Annotated in this window: 20 protein-coding genes; 1 reads left to right on the top strand and 19 read right to left on the bottom strand. The window is 37.0% G+C overall.

Translation table 11 applies throughout. The features are described 5' to 3' along the window. Positions 1 to 12 precede the first annotated feature (12 nt). From ACEPXD_RS06345 to ACEPXD_RS06280, 14 genes are all read right to left on the bottom strand, one after another. A complete protein-coding gene (locus tag ACEPXD_RS06345) occupies positions 13 to 342 on the bottom strand; it encodes a putative DNA-binding protein (protein WP_391121177.1) in 330 nt (109 codons plus the stop codon). 71 nt (positions 343 to 413) lie between these two features. Beyond that, complete coding sequence (ftsY, locus tag ACEPXD_RS06340; RefSeq protein ID WP_391121174.1) at positions 414 to 1436, bottom strand: signal recognition particle-docking protein FtsY; 1023 nt, start codon at positions 1434 to 1436, stop codon at positions 414 to 416. Between the two features lie 31 nt (positions 1437 to 1467). After that, on the bottom strand, positions 1468 to 5022 hold the full coding sequence (gene smc, locus ACEPXD_RS06335) for a chromosome segregation protein SMC (protein ID WP_391121171.1): 3555 nt from the start codon (positions 5020 to 5022) through the stop codon (positions 1468 to 1470). A 2-nt stretch (positions 5023 to 5024) separates the two neighbouring features. Next, positions 5025 to 5783 carry a ribonuclease III gene (rnc, locus tag ACEPXD_RS06330; protein WP_391121168.1) on the bottom strand — a complete coding sequence of 253 codons (759 nt, stop codon included), beginning with the start codon at positions 5781 to 5783 and terminating at the stop codon, positions 5025 to 5027. Positions 5784 to 5916: 133 nt separating this feature from the next. Then, a complete protein-coding gene (gene acpP, locus ACEPXD_RS06325; protein WP_151699444.1) occupies positions 5917 to 6153 on the bottom strand; it encodes an acyl carrier protein in 237 nt (78 codons plus the stop codon). A gap of 58 nt (positions 6154 to 6211) precedes the next feature. Beyond that, positions 6212 to 6958, bottom strand: coding sequence for a 3-oxoacyl-[acyl-carrier-protein] reductase (fabG, locus tag ACEPXD_RS06320; RefSeq protein WP_391121165.1), 747 nt, complete (start codon positions 6956 to 6958; stop codon positions 6212 to 6214). Next, entirely contained in the window at positions 6951 to 7901 is a 951-nt protein-coding gene (fabD, locus tag ACEPXD_RS06315; RefSeq protein ID WP_391121162.1) for an ACP S-malonyltransferase, read from the bottom strand. Before fabD ends, fabG begins: the two co-directional genes overlap by 8 nt. After that, the gene (plsX, locus tag ACEPXD_RS06310; protein ID WP_391121159.1) at positions 7894 to 8889 is read right to left on the bottom strand and encodes a phosphate acyltransferase PlsX; all 996 of its coding nucleotides are present in this window, start codon (positions 8887 to 8889) and stop codon (positions 7894 to 7896) included. Before plsX ends, fabD begins: the two co-directional genes overlap by 8 nt. A gap of 15 nt (positions 8890 to 8904) precedes the next feature. Then, positions 8905 to 9471 carry a transcription factor FapR gene (fapR, locus tag ACEPXD_RS06305; protein ID WP_391121155.1) on the bottom strand — a complete coding sequence of 189 codons (567 nt, stop codon included), beginning with the start codon at positions 9469 to 9471 and terminating at the stop codon, positions 8905 to 8907. A 96-nt stretch (positions 9472 to 9567) separates the two neighbouring features. Beyond that, positions 9568 to 11616: an ATP-dependent DNA helicase RecG gene (gene recG, locus ACEPXD_RS06300; protein ID WP_391121153.1), complete on the bottom strand. Its 2049-nt coding sequence runs from the start codon at positions 11614 to 11616 to the stop codon at positions 9568 to 9570. Then, positions 11606 to 12505, bottom strand: coding sequence for an L-serine ammonia-lyase, iron-sulfur-dependent, subunit alpha (gene sdaAA, locus ACEPXD_RS06295; protein ID WP_391121151.1), 900 nt, complete (start codon positions 12503 to 12505; stop codon positions 11606 to 11608). The genes recG and sdaAA overlap by 11 nt, the downstream gene beginning before the upstream one ends. Positions 12506 to 12517: 12 nt before the next feature. Next, on the bottom strand, positions 12518 to 13180 hold the full coding sequence (gene sdaAB / locus ACEPXD_RS06290) for an L-serine ammonia-lyase, iron-sulfur-dependent subunit beta (protein ID WP_391121149.1): 663 nt from the start codon (positions 13178 to 13180) through the stop codon (positions 12518 to 12520). A 544-nt stretch (positions 13181 to 13724) separates the two neighbouring features. Next, a complete protein-coding gene (locus ACEPXD_RS06285; RefSeq protein ID WP_391121147.1) occupies positions 13725 to 15380 on the bottom strand; it encodes a DAK2 domain-containing protein in 1656 nt (551 codons plus the stop codon). Positions 15381 to 15397: 17 nt separating this feature from the next. Then, complete coding sequence (locus tag ACEPXD_RS06280) at positions 15398 to 15760, bottom strand: Asp23/Gls24 family envelope stress response protein (protein WP_391121144.1); 363 nt, start codon at positions 15758 to 15760, stop codon at positions 15398 to 15400. A gap of 281 nt (positions 15761 to 16041) precedes the next feature. On the opposite strand from ACEPXD_RS06280, the gene rpmB reads away from it, so the two are divergent. Next, a complete protein-coding gene (gene rpmB / locus ACEPXD_RS06275; RefSeq protein WP_391121141.1) occupies positions 16042 to 16230 on the top strand; it encodes a 50S ribosomal protein L28 in 189 nt (62 codons plus the stop codon). A gap of 196 nt (positions 16231 to 16426) precedes the next feature. Here the strand turns inward: rpmB and spoVM are convergent, their stop codons facing one another. From spoVM to pknB, 5 genes are read right to left on the bottom strand one after another with little or no spacing between them, the layout of a single operon-like run. After that, positions 16427 to 16522 carry a stage V sporulation protein SpoVM gene (gene spoVM / locus ACEPXD_RS06270; protein ID WP_151699433.1) on the bottom strand — a complete coding sequence of 32 codons (96 nt, stop codon included), beginning with the start codon at positions 16520 to 16522 and terminating at the stop codon, positions 16427 to 16429. Between the two features lie 14 nt (positions 16523 to 16536). Beyond that, positions 16537 to 17193, bottom strand: coding sequence for a thiamine diphosphokinase (locus ACEPXD_RS06265; protein WP_391121138.1), 657 nt, complete (start codon positions 17191 to 17193; stop codon positions 16537 to 16539). Further along, on the bottom strand, positions 17190 to 17858 hold the full coding sequence (gene rpe, locus ACEPXD_RS06260) for a ribulose-phosphate 3-epimerase (RefSeq protein ID WP_391121135.1): 669 nt from the start codon (positions 17856 to 17858) through the stop codon (positions 17190 to 17192). The genes ACEPXD_RS06265 and rpe overlap by 4 nt, the downstream gene beginning before the upstream one ends. A gap of 2 nt (positions 17859 to 17860) precedes the next feature. Then, positions 17861 to 18742: a ribosome small subunit-dependent GTPase A gene (gene rsgA / locus ACEPXD_RS06255; protein ID WP_391121132.1), complete on the bottom strand. Its 882-nt coding sequence runs from the start codon at positions 18740 to 18742 to the stop codon at positions 17861 to 17863. 11 nt (positions 18743 to 18753) lie between these two features. Continuing rightward, positions 18754 to 20712, bottom strand: a complete 1959-nt coding sequence (gene pknB, locus ACEPXD_RS06250) for a Stk1 family PASTA domain-containing Ser/Thr kinase (protein WP_391121128.1) — start codon at positions 20710 to 20712, stop codon at positions 18754 to 18756. Between the last annotated feature and the right edge of the window lies 1 nt (position 20713).

Raw genomic sequence — 20713 nt, 5'->3', positions numbered from 1 at the left:
GCATGCCGCCTCCTAATCCCATTCTTTTAATTGATTAATGAGTTGAATCAGTGTGTTTTCAGATGATTGATCCCTTGCTACTAGCAGCAACTGTTCAATTGTTTCTTGACGGTTCTGAAACTTTGAAAAAAGACTAAGTTTTTCCTCATACTCTTCTAACATTGCTTCAGTACGGCGAATATTATCATAAACTGCTTGTCTCGAAATATCATATTCTTCCGCTATTTCTCCAAGTGATAAATCATCTAAATAGTAAAGCTGCATATAGCTTCTTTGTTTGTCTGTTAATAAAGCTTGGTAAAAATCGAAGAGAAAATTCATACGAGTTGTTTTTTCAATCATTCCCATCTCTCCTTACCAATTCAATTGTCATCCTCTAGTTTATTAACAGATCATTCATCTGTCAAGTAAAATTACTTGTCTGATTCATTTTCACTTTCAAGTTCTAAACCTTCAGCAAAAAGACCGTATACATATTTCTCGGAATCAAAAGGCTGTAAATCGTCCATTTGCTCGCCTAGTCCAACAAATTTAACAGGGATATGAAGCTTTGTGCGAATTGCGAGTACGATACCACCTTTTGCAGTGCCATCTAGCTTCGTTAACACAATCCCCGTTACATTTGTTGCTTCCTTGAACGTCTGTGCTTGCACAAGCGCATTTTGACCTGTGGTAGCATCTAGCGTAAGTAAAACCTCGTGCGGAGCATTCGGAATTTCCCTTGAAATAACACGATGAATTTTTTCTAGCTCATTCATTAAATTCACTTTGTTTTGAAGACGCCCGGCAGTGTCACATATTAACACATCTACATTTCGTGTCTTTGCTGCTCTTATAGCGTCATACATAACTGCGGCAGGGTCAGAACCTTCCGCTTGTTTAATCACTTCTACACCTACTCTGTCGCCCCAAATTTGAAGTTGGTCGATGGCACCTGCTCGGAATGTATCTCCTGCAGCAAGCATTACTTTTTTACCTTCACTTTTTAGACGATGGGCAAGTTTCCCAATGGTAGTTGTTTTCCCTACTCCATTTACTCCGACAAATAAAATAACAGATAATCCGTCATTCTCCAGTTGAAGTTCCGTTACATTGTCTTCTCCAGCTTCATAAATTTCCACTAGTTTTTCTGAAATAACAGATTGAATACTTGCCGTATCTTTTATGTTTTTTCGTTGTACTTCAAAACGTAATGAGTCCATTAATTCAGATACCGTTTCAAAGCCAACATCCGCTTGTAGTAATATTTCTTCTAATTCTTCGAAAAAATCTTCATCTACTTTTCGATATTTAGCAACAAGATCATTTACTTTGGAAGTAAATTGGTTTCTTGTCTTAGCTAAACCTTCTTTAAACTTATTCGTAATTGAAACTGTTTCTTCAATCTCTTCATTTGTCCCTAGCATTTTTTCTTTAAATTTCTTAAAAAAACTCATATCTAAGCTCCTTTGTTCTACATTAAGTTCATTAAGTTACTAATTCCTCTTCTAATTTAACAGAAACTAATTTTGAAATCCCCGATTCTTGCATGGTTATACCATATAAGACATCCGCACCTTCCATCGTTCCTTTACGATGCGTGATCACGATAAATTGCGTATCATGGCTGAATTTCTTTAAATAATTACTATAACGAGTAACATTAGCTTCATCTAATGCTGCTTCCACTTCATCCAGTATACAAAATGGTACTGGGCGTGTATGAAGTATAGCGAACAATAATGCAATAGCCGTTAATGCACGCTCTCCTCCAGATAATAGTGTTAGGTTTTGCAGCTTTTTCCCTGGAGGTTGTGCGATAATATCAATCCCCGTATCAAGTAATGAAGACGGATCCGTTAAGATGAGATCTGCTTGGCCACCACCAAAAAGTTCTCGAAAAACAACTTTAAAATGCCGCTGTATGTCATTAAAAGTACTTTCGAAGCGGATTATCATTTCTTCATCCATTTCTTTAATCACTTCATGCAATGTCTCTTGGGCAGAAAGTAAATCTTCGCGTTGTTCGGTTAGGAATGAATGGCGCTCACTCACTTGTTCAAATTCTTGAATAGCTCCCAGATTAATCGGACCAAGTTCTTCAATCGATCGTTTTAATAAGGTGACTTTTTTACGTGCTAGATGTTCTTCCATTTCAAAAGAAAAATCACGTTCCGCTTCCTCTAAAGTCAACTCATAAGTCTCTTCTAAGTGATTTTGTAAAGTATTTATCTCAACTTCTAATTTACTTAGTTTAATTTCAAAAGAACGCTCTTCATTAGAAAGTAATCCCGCTTGTTGTTGAAGGTGTTTGAGAGAACTTTCAGAGCGACTAATATTTTGAACAAGTTCTAGTCTGCCCATTTTTCCGCTTTGTATTTGTTCGATTAACCGGTCTTTTGTCATCTTATGCTGCGCAATTAAATTCGTTAATTCTTCGGCTGAGGGACCTGCTTGATCGTCATTCTCATACCATGCAATTTCTTTTTGTAACGTGTCTATTTTTTGTGTGCTCGATTGGATCGAATGCACAAATTGTGTTTTTTCTCTTTCTTGCTGTGTGAATTGTTCATTTACTACTGCAATTTGAGATAGTAGCATACCTAGCTCATTTTGAAATTTGTCTTTCTCTTCAATTGATTGCAATTTCAAATGTTGTAGGTCGTCAATCGTCCCTTGAATAGTAGCCAACGCCTCTTTTATCTCAGCATCTCTTGAAGTCGTTTTTTCTTTTTTACGAACTAAGTTAGATTGTAAATTAACTTTTTCCGTCTTTTCTTCATCGTATTCAAGTAACTGGTTTGTAAGCCTAGAAATAATTGTTGCACATTCTCTCGTTTCAGAAAGTAATGTAAGTTCTCTAGCCCTTAAATTCTCTCCAGCAAGTCGAGTTTCTTCTAATTTAACTTTTAACAACTGTACTTCGTGTTTTTTGGTAGAAACCAATTTTTCTGCTTGTAATACAGATTTTTCTAATTCTACTAGTTTATCATTAAGCTGTTCCAATTCTACTTTACGTGTAAACAAAGAAGATTGTTGCTTAACAGAACCACCAGTTAATGAACCACCCGCATTCACTACATCTCCATCTAACGTGACAAATCGGAATTTGTATTGCAAGCGAGATGCCATTTCATTTGCACCTTTTAAATCTTTTGCAATAATAATACTACCAAGCAGATTTTCTACAATAATTTGATACCCATCATTGTAATTTACTAGTTTATCAGCTGTATTAACAAAAGAAGGATGTTGTTTAATCATCGTTAATGTTTGCTCATTTAACTTACGAGATTTCATCACTTGAAGTGGAAGGAATGTCGCTCTTCCTACTCTTTTCTTTTTTAGCCAATCAATTGCCACGCGTGCGTCTTGACTAGTATCTGTAATAATATGTTGAGACTGTTGACCAATAGCTGTATCGATAGCATTCATATACGTATGAGGAATTTGGATCAACTCTGCCACCGCACCATGAATTCCGTTCAATTCTTTGTTATCACGTGCAACTAATACTTCTTTTACTCCTTGGAAAAATCCAGAAAATTCGGATTCTAATTCTTCTAAAGAGTCTTTTCTTGCCTGCATTTGATGCTTCATTTGATATGCTTTTTGTAGCATTGTTTGTTGCTCTTCAAATCCACGTTCAAGCTGTTCAGCTATTTCACGTTTTGTTTTGAAATCGAGCAGTTTTTGTTCTAACTCTTTCTGACAAGCAGAAAGTGAAAGATCTAATTCATTTTTACGATTTGTCAGCTTCTCTAATTCTTCTTTTATTTCACTATAATCTTCCATCATTTTTTCAGAAGAAACGAGTTCTAACTGAAGTTGCTGTTCCATATGTTTCATTTCATTTTTCATGGTCGCTTCTTCGTTTAATAAATCAATATAAGTACTTTTTAAATCTTCTATCTCTTCTTCTAATTCCGAAGCAGATTTACTTAAAACTGTATCAATTTGTAGTTTTTTCAAACGAAGTTCTTTTAGTAGAACTTGTTTTTCTGCCTTAGAAACATTATTTTCTTTCAGTTGATGCTCAAATATTTTCAGCTTTTCTTGCTCTTCTACCAGCGCTCTTTTTAATTGTGAAATTTGTTGACTAGCATTTTGCTTTTTCTCTGCAAGTAAAAGCTTTCTGCCCTCTAAACGTTCTAATTCTGAACTTGCCTCTACTAGTTCACTTTGCCCAGCATCCAGTTTTTCATCTATAGAAGACATTACTTTTCTATCTGATAGAATGTTTGCTTCTATATCATTTATTTGCAATAGAAGCGATTGTTTCGTTTCTTCAAGTGCTTGTAGTTTTGTATGTAATTCTGCACTTTCTCGAACAAATAGGTTTAAATCATGTGAGATAACCGCTATTTCAATACCCTTTAATTCATCTGACATTCTCAAGTAGTCTGATGCAAGCGAGGATTGTATTTGAAGAGGTTCCATCCGACTATCTAATTCATGTAAAATATCCAATACTCGATTTAAATTGTCATCTGTCTCAATAAGTTTGAATTCCGCTTTCTTTTTACGTTGTTTATATTTAAGTACTCCTGCTGTTTCTTCAAAAATAGTTCTTCTATCTTCAGGTCGGCTATTTAAAATTTCATCTACTCGCCCCTGAGAAATAATAGAAAAAGCTTCTTTTCCAAGACCAGAATCCATAAATAAATCTGTGATATCTTTCAATCTGCATGTTTGCTTGTTTAATAGATATTCACTATCTCCCGAACGAAATACCCTTCTAGTTACACTAATTTCTGCGAAATCGAGTGCTACTCGGAGATCCGTATTATCCAAAATTAATGTGACTTCTGCAAAATTTAATGCTTTTCTTGAATCGCTTCCTGCAAAAATAACATCTTCCATTTTTGCACCACGAAGGGATTTAGCGGATTGCTCCCCTAACACCCATCGAATTGCATCTGTTACATTACTTTTCCCACTACCATTGGGACCTACTACTGCTGTTACTCCCGGAACAAAATCTATTCCAATTCGGTCAGCAAATGATTTAAATCCTATTATCTCTAATCGTTTAAGGAACAAATTTATTCCTCCCGTTCATGATCCTTTAATGCAAGAATCGCAAGTCTTGCTGCTTGTTGTTCTGCTTCTTTTTTCGATCGCCCTTTACCAATTCCAAGCTCTCTTGTGTTTAACATAACGCGAGAAACAAAGGTACGGTTATGTGCTGGCCCTTTTTCCTCGACAATTTCATAGCTTATCATGCCATTATTTTGTTGCTGAATAACTTCTTGTAGTTGACTTTTATAATCCATCACATGCGAAAAAGCACCGAGTTCGATTTTAGGGAATACAATCTTTTTTAAAAATACAACGACTGTTTCTAATCCCTGATCTAAGTATAAAGCACCGATAAATGCTTCAAAAACGTCCGCTAGTAAAGCTGGTCTTTCACGTCCACCTGTCAATTCTTCTCCTTTTCCAAGCAATACATATTTTCCGAAGTTTAGTTCGTTGGCAAATATCACAAGTGATGGCTCACAAACAATTGCTGCCCGGAGTTTTGTAAGCTCTCCTTCGCTCATCCCTGTGTATTGTTGAAATAAATATTGAGAAACGGACAATTCTAAAACGGCGTCACCTAGGAATTCTAGTCGTTCATTATCGGCAAAAAATTTCCGTCGATGCTCATTCACATAAGATGAATGGGTAAAGGCTTGATACAATAATGTTGGGTTATCAAATTGAACTTCAAAATGTTGTTGAAACTGTACAAATTGTTCTATTACACTTTCAGGGAAAACTGTTTTTTTCGGATGAATATTTTTACGGTTAACTTTCATGAATAATCTGCCTTCCTAACTTAACATGTATGCTCTTTAGTTTACCTGTTTATAAGGCATTGTGCAAAAAGAAATAGAGACGTTCTATCCTTATTCGCAAGGAATAAGTAGAACGTCTCCTCAGCTAAATAGATTAGCCTTGTTTGCTTTCAATATAGCTAACTGCACTACCTACAGTTGAAATGTTTTCAGCATCTTCATCTGAAATTTCCATATCGAACTCATCTTCAAGTTCCATTACTAATTCTACTACATCAAGAGAGTCAGCACCTAAATCATCACGGAAAGACGCTTCTAATTTCACTTCGCTTTCATCGACACCTAGACGATCTACCACTACTTTTTTTACGCGTTCTAAAACTGTTGACACATTTGTCACCTCCCCTCAATGATTATACAAAAAACTTCTCTTTAATGAAAGGCAAAACTTACATGTACATGCCGCCATTTACATGTAATGTTTGACCAGTAATATAGTTCGCATCATCGGAAGCTAAAAATGCTACTGCTTTTGCAATATCCTCTGGATTACCAAATTTGGCAAGAGGAATCTGATTTAACATTAGTGTTTTCACTTCTTCCGAAAGTGCATCTGTCATATCTGTTGTTATAAAACCAGGAGCAACAGAATTAACCGTAATATTACGACTCGCTAACTCTAGTGCGGTTGACTTGGTTAAACCAATTACCCCAGCTTTTGCTGCTACATAGTTTGCTTGCCCCGGGTTACCTGAAACACCAACGATTGAAGTGATATTAATAATACGACCATGACGTTGCTTCATCATCTGACGAGTAACAGCTTTTGTACAAAGGAACACACCTTTAAGATTTGTATTAAGCACATCGTCCCACTCTTGTTCTTTCATGCGCATAAGAAGATTATCTCTTGTAATACCAGCGTTATTTACAAGAATATCTATCGTACCGAAATTTTCCAATGTTTCACTTATAAGCTTTTGCACTTCTTCCGCATGATCCACGTTCGCTTGAACTGCGAATGCTTCTCCACCAAGAGACTTAATTTCCTCAACTACAGCTTCCGCTTTTTCTTTACTCCCACTGTAGTTCACCGCAACTTTCGCGCCTTCTTTAGCCAAATAAAGCGCAATATCTTTCCCTATTCCTCGCGAAGCACCTGTTACGATTGCTGTTTTACCTTCTAATTTACCCATGCTTAACATCTCCTAATTCAGTCATTACTTGTTGCAACGATTCCTCATCAAACACGCAATAAGTAGTAACAGAACGATCGATTTTTTTTACTAAACCACTAAGTACTTTGCCAGGACCACATTCGATAAATACAGTGACGCCAAGCTTAATCATTTCCTGTACGGATTCTTCCCATCTGACTGGGGAATACAGTTGCTCGACCAATAATTCCTTCATTTTCGAAGCTTCTGTTACAGGAAGTGCCGTTACATTTGAAATGACCGGAGTTTTTGTATCTTGTAAGTCAATAGCTGAAATAGCAGTGTCTAGTTTATGTGCTGCAGGTCGCATTAATTCGGAATGGAATGGCCCACTTACTACTAATGGTATTGCTCGTTTCGCTCCTGCTTCTTTCGCTTTAGCAGATGCTAACTCCACTCCAGTAGCTGTTCCTGAAATAACAATTTGACCTGGACAATTCAAATTGGCTACTTGCACAGTTTCTCCACCTTTGGAAACTTCCTTTGTCACTTCAACTAAGGCATCTTTAGCTAATCCTAAAATTGCTGCCATTGCCCCTTCACCTGCTGGAACTGCTTCATTCATATATAAACCTCTTTGGTGAACCAATAAAACAGCATCTTCAAAACTTAAAACATTAGAAGCTACCAATGCTGAATATTCACCTAAGCTATGACCAGCAGTATATTCAGGTGTTATACCAGCTTCCAACAATTTTTTAGCAATCATTGTACTTGTCGTCAGCAATGCAGGTTGTGCGTGATACGTTTTCGTTAATTCCTCCGCAGGTCCTTCTAGCATAATATTTGAAAGAGAAAATCCTAATACTTCGTCCGCTTGCTCATAGAATTTTTTACTATCGTTGTCATTTTCGATAAATTGTTGCCCCATACCAACTGATTGGGAGCCTTGTCCTGGGAAAATAAATGCAATTTTAGTCATTTGATAATTCCTTTCTTAAAGTACTTTGTATAATTCCACAAACATCGTATTCTACCATTGTTCGTGCTTGTCGAATAGCGTGAAATATAGCATTCGCATCGGAAGAACCGTGCGCTTTAATAACAGGAGCTTTTAGACCAAATAATCCCGCACCACCATATTCCGAATAATCTAATTTAGTTTTCAATCCACGTAGTTCATCTTTCACTAACAGTGCAGAAATTTTAGTTTTCATAGAAGTATTGAAAGCCTCTTTTAACAAAGTAAAAATTCCAGCCGCAGTTCCTTCAATTGATTTCAATACCATATTACCTGTAAATCCATCCGTTACGACAACATCGGCAACACCTGTCAACAAATCTCGCGACTCCACGTTCCCAACAAAATTAATCGGCGCTTCTTTTAATAAAGAAAATGCTTCTTTCGTGAGTTCATTTCCTTTTTTATCTTCCGTTCCAATATTTAATAATCCAACTCGTGGTTTTTTTATACCACGTACCTTTTCAGCATAGACACTTCCCATTATAGCAAATTGATAGAGATGCTCTGGTTTTGCATCCGAATTCGCTCCCATGTCAAGCATCACAAAGCCTTGACCATCAATAGTAGGCAAAGTAGAAGCAAGTGCAGGTCGATCTACTTGGTCAATACGCCCTACAACAAATAAACCAGCCGCCATTAAAGCACCTGTATTTCCAGCAGAGACACATGCATCCACTTCTCCACTTTTCACCGCTTCCGCCATTTTGACCATGGAAGAGTTTTTCTTTTTCCGGACCGCTCGAACAGGTTCATCTGTTCCTTCAATAACTTCGTCTGTATGTATCACTTGTAATCGATCATGTGCAGTTACTAGTTTAGATAATTTTTCTTCATCTCCATATAATTGAATATGTAGATCATGAAACGCTTCTAATGCTTTATATACTCCTTTTACTATTTCATGCGGGGCATTGTCTCCACCCATTGCATCAATTGAAATTTTCATATGTCATCACCTTATTTAAGAATTTGTCACTCTATACATGCTGAATTGACCAACAAAAACAGTGTCATTTTCCACTTTACTTATCACTTCGATGAGTGTTGTATTTTTTTGCATATCACTTGAAACTACGATTGCTTTCGCAATTACTCTGTCCCCCGCTTTAACAGGTTTAACAAATGTAATAGTAGATTTCCTTGTAAGTGCTAGCTCATCATTTATTACAGCAACAGCCAATGAATTTGCTTGTGCAAATAAATGATGTCCCCTTGCAATTCCGTTCCGAGCAAACACATGATCTTTTGAAATGTCTAATAAGGATATGGCTTGTTTATCTAAATCAATATCGATAATTTCACCAATAACTTCATCAATCGGAAGTGACTTCACTTCTTCCCCAAAACTATGGGTAGCGACAGATTTTATACGTTCACGTAATTCTGGAATAGAAAGCTCCATTCGATCAAGACGAATCGTCTGCACGCTCACTTTAAATGCAGCAGCTAAATGTTCATCTGTGATAAATGGCGTTTTATCTAATGTATCTAAAAGTAGTTTTTGTCTTTCTTTTTTTGTATATTTCATCCAATCACCACCATTTTAGCACTTGGTACTAATATCAGTATATAAATATTAAAAAAAGAATGCAAGAATTGATTCAAAATCATTCTTGCATTCTGGCTAATCAATTCGTTCTCCGTCTAATGCTTTTGAATGTATTAGTATTTTGCGAAGACCTTCCATTTCTTCCGACTTCCAAAAATCATCGGAGTTTAATAGCCTTTCCGCATCAACTTTTGCCGTATTCAATGCACGATAATCATGGACAAGATCTGCCACTTTAAATTCAGGCAAACCACTTTGTTTTCGTCCAAAAAAGTCTCCAGGGCCTCGCAATTCTAAATCTTTCTCCGCCAAAACAAATCCGTCATTTGTTTCTGTCATCGACGTCATGCGTTCTTTTCCTTCTTCTGATTTAGGATCTGCTAGCAGAATACAATAAGACTGATGCTCTCCACGACCAACACGCCCTCTTAACTGGTGAAGTTGCGCAAGTCCAAAACGTTCAGCATCAAAGATAATCATAAAAGTAGCATTTGGTACATTCACTCCTACTTCTACAACTGTTGTGGAAACAAGTACTTTCACTTTCCCTTCAGAAAAGTCTCTCATCACTTGCTCTTTTTCATCTGGATGAAGTCGACCATGCATTAAACCTACAGAATAATCGGCTCCCAAATCAGCAGCCATCATATTGTAGACATCCACCGCATTTTGTACATCCAGTTTTTCTGACTCTTCAATTAGTGGACAAATAATATAGGCCTGTCTTCCATTCGCTAATTCTTTTTTCAGACGAACAATAATTTTATGGAGTTGCTCATGCTTCATCCAATGGGTATCAATTTTCTTTCTTCCAGCAGGCATTTCGTCAATAATCGATACATCCATTTCACCAAAAGCAGTAATCGCCAAAGTTCTTGGTATCGGAGTTGCCGTCATAAATAATACATCTGGATTTTCTCCTTTTTCCTTCAGAACTCTACGTTGTTCGACACCAAATCGATGCTGTTCATCTGTAATAACTAAACCCAGTTGTTTAAATGTTACATCAGGCTGTATCAATGCATGTGTTCCGATCAATAAATCAATATTACCCGCCTCTAAATTTTCTAAAACACTTCTACGTGCCTTCGCTTTTGTAGAACCTGTAAGTAGTGCGATTCGAACACCTATAGGAGATAGCCATTCATCTAGTGAACTAGCATGTTGCTCCGCAAGAATTTCCGTTGGTGCCATAAGAGCCCCTTGGTAACCAGCTGTAATGGCTGCGTACAAACAAATAGCTGCAACGATTGTTTTCCCTGAACCTACATCTCCCTGCAATAGACGATTCATTCGATGGGGTTCTTTCATATCTCGACAAATTTCATTGACAACTCTTTTTTGAGCATTTGTAAGTTCGTATGGCAAAGTTTCGATTAATTTCTTTAGTAAATCATTATGAAAGGAAACGCTATTTCCAACATTTTGCTCTTTCCGCACTTTTTTAATGGCCTGCATCTTAAGCTGAAAAATGAGTAATTCCTCATATACAAAACGCCTTCTAGCATCTTTGGAATGATCCGCATTTTGCGGAAAATGTATTCCTTCTAACGCTTCCGATATACTTGGTAATCGATACGGAACCCTAATTGAATCAGGTAATGGATCTATTAAATGCCCATCCACTTCATCTAAAGCTTGTCGCATAAACTTACGGAAAGTCTTTTGGTTAATAGTACCTTTCAAGGAATAAACCGGTTCAAAATCTTGTTGATCAGTTTTAGGTCCTGCGGAAAAAGTAGTAACATTTATAACTTGTCTACCTCTGTCCCATTTGCCTGTAACTGTAATAACTGAACCTGGAATAATTTTCGTTTTTAAATACGCTTGATTGAAAAACACAGCTTTTATGAGATGTTGACCTGCAAGTAAACGAACTTGCAATCTCGATTTACTTTTCCCTAAAAAAAGAAGAGAAGGTTCACTTTCGACCCTTCCTTCCACCGTTACTCGCTCATTATGTGCAGTTTCTGCTAAATTTTTTAATCGAAAGTCCTCATGTCGATATGGAAATGTCATAACTAAATCTTCTAAAGAGACAATTCCTAATTCATTTAATGCGTTAGCTATACTACTTCCCACTCCTTTTAAGGAAGTAACTAACTCATTTTTTTTAGTTTTCACTTCCTACTACCGCTCCACCAAAGATTTTAGCTTCTAACCATTTTCCAGTAGGAGTTGCGGCAAGCCCGCCTTGAGCTGTTTCTTTAAGTGCTGTAGGCATTGTTTGACCAATTTTATACATCGCATCAATTACTTCATCACAAGGAATCCGACTAGTTACACCCGCGAGTGCCATATCTGCAGCCACTAATGAGTTCGAAGCACCCATCGCGTTACGTTTCACACAAGGAACTTCTACAAGACCAGCGACAGGATCACAAACTAAACCGAGCATATTTTTAAGTGTAATTGCAAATGCTGTAGAGCTTTGTTCCGGGGTTCCGCCAGCCATTTCTACGATTGCAGCAGCAGCCATACCTGCCGCCGAGCCCACTTCCGCTTGACAGCCACCAGCTGCTCCAGATATTGATGCATTGTTCGCAACTACAAAACCAAATGCTCCAGCATTAAACAAATAGCGAATCATCTGTTCTCTCGTTGGATTCAATTTGTTTTTCACTGCAAATAATGTACCAGGCACGACTCCAGCTGAACCAGCAGTCGGAGTTGCACAAATTGTCCCCATCGCTGCATTTACTTCATTCGTTGCAACCGCTTTACTTACTGCATCAAGCATTAATTCACCCGATAACGTATTCCCTTTTTGCATATATGCTTGAAGCAGTACCGCATCTCCACCTGTTAAACCGGACTTTGAGTGAACACCTTTTAATCCCTTTTCCACCGCTTCTTCCATTACAGTCAAATTACGATCCATTTGTTCCATAATTTCTTCTCTTGAACGACCTGTTATTATAATTTCTTGTTCAATCATGATTTCTGAAATAAGTTTCTGCTCTTTATTCGCTAAATCAACTAATTCACGAACATTATGAAATAAAAATTCCATTCGTTTTCCCCCTTAGTCCGCTATTCTTGTTACTTGTGTAATATTAGGTAAAGCACCTATCTCTTCTAGTATATGTGTCTCAACATTTTGATCGACTTCGATAATCATTAATGCCATATTTCCTTTTTCTTTTCGAGAAACTTCCATATGACCAATATTTATATCGTATTTCGCTAAACAATTGGCAACGTTTGCAATACAACCCGATCGGTCTTCATGTACGACCAAAATCGCCGCTAGATTCCCCGAAAGTCTAAGTGGAAAACCATTTAACTCGGTAATTTCTATTTTCCCTCCACCAATTGATATACCAACCAAGGACATTTCTTGATGCCCATCGCCAATGACAATTCGGGCTGTATTAGGATGTTCAGTATGTGCTGTCTCCGGAATGAACTCAAAGGTAAGCCCCGCTTTTTCAGCATCTTCAAAAGCGGTTTTAATACGTTCGTCAAAAGTATCATAATCTAGCAATCCACCAATAATCGCAACATCTGTTCCATGACCTTTATACGTTTCTGCAAAAGATCCATATAAATGTATTTTAGCCCATGTAGGTTGTTTACCAAATAAATCTCTTGCTACTCTCCCGATTCGAGCCGCTCCAGCAGTATGCGAGGAGGATGGTCCGATCATAACAGGTCCAATTATGTCAAAAACAGATTTGAACTTCATTGCATAGACCCCCAATTTTATATTTTTCTTCTATTTTACACTGTATGCCCATATTAAACAAAACATTGATGAGATAACACTAATCAATCTAAGCATCTCAATATTCCATAAGCGCAAATGAATAGAGATTAAAGAATGAGATATTATTTAGGAAAACACTAGATTTCTTTAAGTGCATTTTGCCTTAACCGATTCCAGAGTGCTTTGGACTAAACATCAGCTACACTATTAACGAGGGAATTTTTGTGGATCGTGAAGTGACTGAGTCACTTCACGATCCATTTTTTCCGGTAATCTTGTGGTGGATGTTTGTCCGCCGCTCTCTTGAAATGTGTAAAGACAAGGTGCTTAAAGTTTGGTTAATGAGAGAATAGATCCTTCCCTACTCTTTTAAAAGCGGACGAAGATGCAATTTCGTCCGCTAAGCGCTACTTTATCAATGTTTGCTATCTATTTTTTTCAATTACAGCTAACTCATGTATACTGTAGACCATAAAAGTAATTCTTTTAAAAAGCCACGAAAAAATTCTCACGTGGCTTCCGATTATTCCACAGATAAAATGTATGGGTATAATGGTTGTTTACCGTTATATAATTCAATTTCTAAATCTTCAAACTGTTCTTCTATAAAAGCTGCAAAATTCGAAGCTTCTTCTTTCGAAACATCTTCACCGTAGATAATTGTCACAATTTCTGCATTCTCATCAATAAGCGATTGTGCAAGTTTTGTCGCTGCTTCTTCTCGAGATGGCGTAGATAGAATAATTTTTCCTTCTGCAATTGCCATGAAATCATCTTTCTTAATTTCCACGCCATCAATCGAGGTATCACGCACTGCAAAAGTCACTTGCCCCGTTTTTACATGTGCAAACGCTTCTGTCATATTCTTTTTGTTTTCTTCCACAGTAGCCTGTGCATTGAATGCTAAAATTGCTGCCATTCCTTGAGGAAGTGTTTTAGTTGGTACAACCGCCGCTTCAATACCTAAAACTTCTGCCGCTTGCTCTGCAGCCATAATAATATTTTTATTATTTGGTAATATTAATACACGCTCCGCACCAACCGCTTCAATAGCTTTTACAATATCTTCCGTTGAGGGATTCATCGTTTGCCCGCCTTCAATTACAGCGGATGCACCTAAGCTTTTCAGAAGCTCTGATATGCCTTCACCCATCGCAACGGTAACAACTGCATAAGGATGAACTTGAGCTTTTTTGGTTGGAGCTTCTTTTGTATAGCCTTCTCCTACAATCTCAGTATGTTGCTGACGCATGTTTTCGATCTTGATTTTGATTAAGTCTCCATATTGTTGACCATATGTTAAAACTTCACCAGGTGTTTCGGAGTGAATATGAATTTTTGCAATTTCATCATCCGAAATAACTAATAGGGAATCACCATATGCACTTAAATCATTCCGAAAAGCTGTTTCATCAAATACTTTTTTACCTTCTTCGAATCGAACCATAAATTCCGTACAAAATCCAAACTCAATATCAGCAGTATCCATGAAGCTTTGCACATTTTTATGATGTTCAGCACTTACTAAATCATCCATCGACGAGCTTACTGTTTTTTCTGGTAATGCTTCGCCCTTTAAGCTAGCTAAAAATCCTTCATAAACAAATACTAATCCTTGTCCACCACTATCCACAACGCCAACTTCTTTTAGTACCGGCAATAAATCTGGTGTTCGATTTAAAGATGCCTTCGCCTCTATTACAATTTTCTCCATTAGCAAACAAATATCTTCTTCCGTTTTACTAACATCTACCGCTTTCTTAGCTGAATCTTTTGCAACTGTTAAGATTGTTCCTTCAACAGGCTTCATTACGGCTTTATACGCTGTTTCTACTCCGTAATTTAAAGCCTGAGCAAATTGTTTGGTGTCTACCGTCGAAAGCTGCTCCACAGACTTTCCAAATCCTCGAAATAACTGAGATAAAATGACTCCAGAGTTACCTCTTGCCCCCATGAGTAAACCTTTCGATAAAGCTTGTGCTGTTTTACCAATATGTTCTACGGTGTGCGCAGCTATTTCTTTTGCACCAGAGGTCATAGATAAATTCATATTTGTACCCGTGTCTCCATCAGGAACTGGGAATACATTCAAAGCATCCACATAGTCCGCATTTTGAAATAGGTGATGAGCACCCATTTTGACCATATCTGCAAACTGTATACCATTAATTGATTTCATTGTTTTCTCTCCCTCATTTACACGCTTGCCACGCGAGCTCCTTGTACATATACATTAACGGATTTCACTGACATACTAAGAGATTTTTTTAGAGTGTATTTTACTTTCGATTGTACTTGATAAGCTATTTCAGAAATTTTTATTCCGTAACTAACAATAATATACATATCAATATGTAAGTCTTCTTTTTCTTGTCTTACAATTACACCTCTTGTAAAATTTTCTTTTCTTAATATATCTGTTAAACCATCTCTTATTTGATGCTTTGAGGCCATACCAACTATCCCGTAACATTCCATAGCAGCTCCGCCGGCAATTTGTGCGATCGCATCTTGTGATATATCAATTTGACCGAATTCATTTTTCAATTCAATTGACATAATGAAACCTCCTAAGTCCTTTTTGACTATCCATAATTGTACTACACGCTTTATAATTATAAAAGAGAGCGTTTACACTAATACTATTTCATTTTATATTATATTATATGGGAAGATTGTTCATTAAGGAAACATTAATAGTGTTTAAAGCAATTTTAGTGTGTAAAGGTTTTTTTCTTGATAAGCCTTGCACTTCATAAAAGTCTGTGGTAAATTATTAAAGTATGTGAAATAACGAACTGAAAAAAACTTTCAGCTTCTTTTTTAAAGGAGGAAATATAATGCCAAAAGTATGTGCAATCACAGGGCGTAAAGCTCGTTCTGGTAATGCTCGTTCTCACGCAATGAACGCTACTAAGCGTACATGGGGGGCAAACCTTCAAAAGGTCCGTATTCTTGTAAACGGTAAACCTAAACGTGTATGGGTTTCTGCTAGAGCTATGAAATCAGGAAAAGTTGAGCGCGTTTAATCGTACTCATAATTAATGCCAGGTTGACAATTGTCGACCTGGCATTTTTTCATTTTCAGGAAACAACACAATCCATGTAGACTTCGATCACAAGATTACCGAAAAAAGTGAATTAGGAAGCGACTCGGTCACTTCCTAATTCACTAACATTTTCCAATAATAGAGTAAGTAATGTGGCGATCAAGGCAAGGACACGTTACTCTTTCTTCACTTCTTCTTTTCTAAACATGCGAATACAAACTCTCATAATACTACTAACTGATTTAGGTAATCTAAATGTGTAAACCTTCACACAATTCCTCCCTTTTAGTCGCTGCTTCTTATCATTAAACATATGCCAGCGGTAATAGAGATAGTACCATTTCGTCCACTTACTTGATTACTAGTAAATTTTGCATTGCCTATCGAAATATTTTCTTCGGTTACTTCATATAAAAATCCTCGAAGTGAAATACCTTCTACTGTTTCTCCAAATGAGAAGAAAGAGATATATTTAAAGTAATAATCCTGGTCAATTTCATGCGTTCCAGGCAATAAAAAACGAATAATATTTTGCTTATTACGAATATAAAAAACAATCTCAGGGTATTCCCTTTGAAATCTTACCATATCATGCAAAACAGCTTCATAATGATCCAGTCTACCACCTGTTACTGCAGTTAAAATTACTGAATCTGGATTGTAAGTTAAGGCTCTAAGTATAGCTAAATGCGTATCCGTCTCATCTTTCTCTGGGTGCATAATGGTCATTTTTTCCACAGACTTTTTGAGAAATTGATATTCCTCTTCTAGTAAAGAATCAAAATCACCAATGATTTCATTTGGCGTAATTCCATTTGTCAATAAATGAAGAGCTCCCCGATCTGCTCCGATAAATACAGTTTCTTCTTTAGAAAAAGGAAGCTGTTTAAAATCAACAACTTCCTCTACTGGTCCTCCTGCACAAACAATGACGCTTTTCATTTTGTCTTAGCTCTAAGTCCAGCATCTTTTATTGCTTGCAAAGCTTTCCTCTTATCCGGAGCATTATAAATTGCAGAGCCTGCCACAAATATCGTAGCTCCAGCTTCCACACATGGAATGATCGTTTCTTCATTTATCCCGCCATCAATCTCTATTTCAATCGACAAATTTCTTTCCTTCACAATATCTGCCAATTGTTTTACTTTTGGAACAACTGAATGTATAAACTTTTGACCACCAAAACCTGGATTAACTGTCATAAATAGAACCATATCTATATCCTCTAATACATGCTGAATTGATTCAACTGGAGTATGTGGATTTAATACTACTCCTGGTTTTACTCCAAAAGAACGAATTAATTGAATCGTGCGATGAAGATGAGGACAAGCTTCCACATGAACAGTAATATAATCAGCACCAGCTTTTGCAAATGCTTCGATGTATTGGTCTGCATTTTCGATCATTAAATGTACGTCTAATGGAAGTTTTGTTAATGGTCTTAATGCTTCTACCACAATCGGCCCCATTGTAATATTCGGAACAAAGTGGCCATCCATTACATCAATATGAATGAGTTCTGCGCCCGCCTTTTCCACTTCTACTACTTCTTCCCCAAGCTTCGCAAAATTTGCAGCTAAAATCGATGGAGCAATTTTTACCATGTTTAGTACCTCGGCTTTCTTTCCAGAATTTCATTAAAAAACTGTAAATAGTGTTTATAGCGATAATCTTTTATTTTTCCAGTCTCTATAGCTTCTTTTACAGCACATTTCGGCTCATTTACATGCATACATCCTCTATATTTGCATTCATCTTGTATCTCTACAAATTCAGGAAAACAACTAGAAAGCTCTTCTTTTTCCATTAAGTCAAATTCAAAAGAGCTAAAACCTGGTGTATCAGCAAGCAAACCACCACAAACCTCTATTAGTTCAACATGTCTAGTCGTATGCTTCCCTCGACCTAACGCATCCGAAATAACACCCGTTTTTAAGTTTAATGTGGGTAGAATCGTATTTAGCAGCGTCGATTTCCCTACACCAGATTGTCCCGCAAGCACGGTTGTTTTCCCTTTCAATAAAGGAGTAATTTTATTATCAAATTGTGGATCGTCTTTAAAAGTCATGAAGACTTGATAACCAATTTGTTCGTATTCTTTTATATATGTTTTAATGGTTTCCTCCATTTTTTCATCTAACAAATCACTTTTCGTTAAACAAATAATGGGTTCGATATGAAAAGACTCTAGTACGACTAAAAAACGGTCTAATAAGATCGTATTAAAGTCTGGTTCTTTCACAGAAAACACTAATATGGCTTGATCGATATTGGCGATAGGTGGGCGAACGAGACTATTTTTTCGCTCATGAATAACCGTAATTGTACCGTCATTGTTCCCTTCTACTGTATAATCGACAAAGTCACCGACTAGCGGCGATTCTCCTCTATTTCTAAATACACCGCGTCCGCGGCATTGGATTAATTGATTATTATCATAAACATAATAAAATCCGCTCAACGCTTTTCTAATTTGTCCTGTCGGCATCCGATACCTCCCTAATCTATTTCATTAAAATCAATGGTTTCTTCTTTGAATACAGTTGAATCGACCATCACACGATAGGCAGCTTTTTGCCCTTCTGTAATTTCTAAATTTAATACTTTTTCTACTGGTTCCGTTAAGATAAATTCTTCCGTCGGTTCTGCCATTGTTCTTGTTTTATCTTGTATATAAATGCGAACAACATGTTTAACTTCAACCTCGCCAGTCTCTTCCTCAGCTGGTTCGTATGGAATAGTGATTGATTTTACAAACAGTTTTGTTCGAGCTGCTTTAGGTCCATCTGATAGAACAACTTCTATTGGACTTCCTGGCGCTAATTTGCTATTAGGCAACGGTAATTGACTTATTACGTTTCCTTTTGTGACTGTATCAGAGTTCTTTCTTTCAGCTATGTTAATTTTAAAACCGGAAGTCTTCTCGTAATCACTCAAAGCTTTCTCGTTATAACCAGTCAAATCATTCACTGTACGTAAATCTTGTCCTTTACTAACAGTAAATAGTAAATCCGTTTCGGATGGAATGATATTTTCTCCAGCTACTGGATCTTGTTCCAAAATAGTGCCAATAGGCTCATAAGAATACACTTCTTTAGTTTCTAACGAGCGTAAATCTTGGTTTTGTAGCAATGCCTTCACTTGTTCAATATCTCTACCCCTATAATCAGAAAGCTCAGAAGACTCTTTACCGGATGACACAACCAGGGCAATCTCCGTTCCTTTTTCGCGAAGCTTTCCTGCCTCGGGGTTTGTTAGAATGACATATCCTTCTTCAATATCTTCCGAATACTCAAGTTTTGGTTCACCAACCTTAAAACTTTCTGATTCTAATTGTTCGATAGCCTGCTTTAATTCTAAATTTACTACATTCGGGACTTCCACTTTGCTAGGTTTTAATAGTCCTGGAAATACAATGAAAGTCAAAAGTACAATTGCTATAATTCCCGCAATAACTCCACCTATCAACTTCCACTTTTTGTTTTTCTTCGTTACTTTCGTTTCTTTTGAAGTAGTCATTGTAGGTATTTTTTTCGTTTCCGATACCTCTGCAAAAGAAACAGGTTCTTTAATAACAGGTAGAACTTTTGTTGCATCATCATCCATAGCAACAACGAACTTTTCTTCTCCAAATCTTTCTGGAGATAATGCAGTTGCTAAATCTTCTTCCATTTCCTCTGCAGATTGATAGCGATTTTTCGGATCTTTTGCCGTTGCTTTTAACACCACATTCTCGAGGCTTTGAGGTATGGAAGGAATAATCGCTCTAATAGATGGCGTTTCCGTTTGTAAATGCTTCAATGCAATAGATACCGCTGATTCTCCTGAAAAAGGAAGTTGTCCTGTCAATAGCTCAAATAGGACTATTCCCAATGCATAAATATCTGATCTATTCGTTGCCATTCCACCCCGCGCTTGCTCAGGTGATAAATAATGGACAGTTCCAAGCACAGAGTTGGTTTGCGTATAGGATGTTGCACTTAATGCCATAGCAATCCCAAAATCAGTTACTTTTACCTTACCTTCTTCATCCAATAATATATTCTGTGGCTTAATATCGCGATGAATAATATGGTTGTTATGTGCATTGGCAATAGCAGATGTCAATTGCTTCATAATGGTAACTGATTTATTGGGAGAAATAGGCGCATCACTTTGTATGTATTGTTTTAACGTTTCCCCTTTCACATACTCCATTACAATATATTGAATGTCTTCGTCCTCACCTACATCATATATACTTACTATACTAGGGTGTGTAAGGCTAGTGGCAGATAATGCTTCACGCTGAAAACGGCGACGTAGCTCTTCTTCATTTGAAAAATCATAACGCAACACTTTAATCGCAACATCACGATCTAAGATCATGTCATGGGCCAAATAAACATTCGACATTCCACCGCCGCCAATCATCTCTAGCAACTTATATCTGCCGCTAATTCGTTTGCCTATTAACATC

The organism is Psychrobacillus sp. L3, from assembly GCF_042945595.1.
In the GTDB taxonomy this organism is placed as follows: domain Bacteria; phylum Bacillota; class Bacilli; order Bacillales_A; family Planococcaceae; genus Psychrobacillus.
This window is presented reverse-complemented; position numbering and strand designations above follow the sequence as displayed.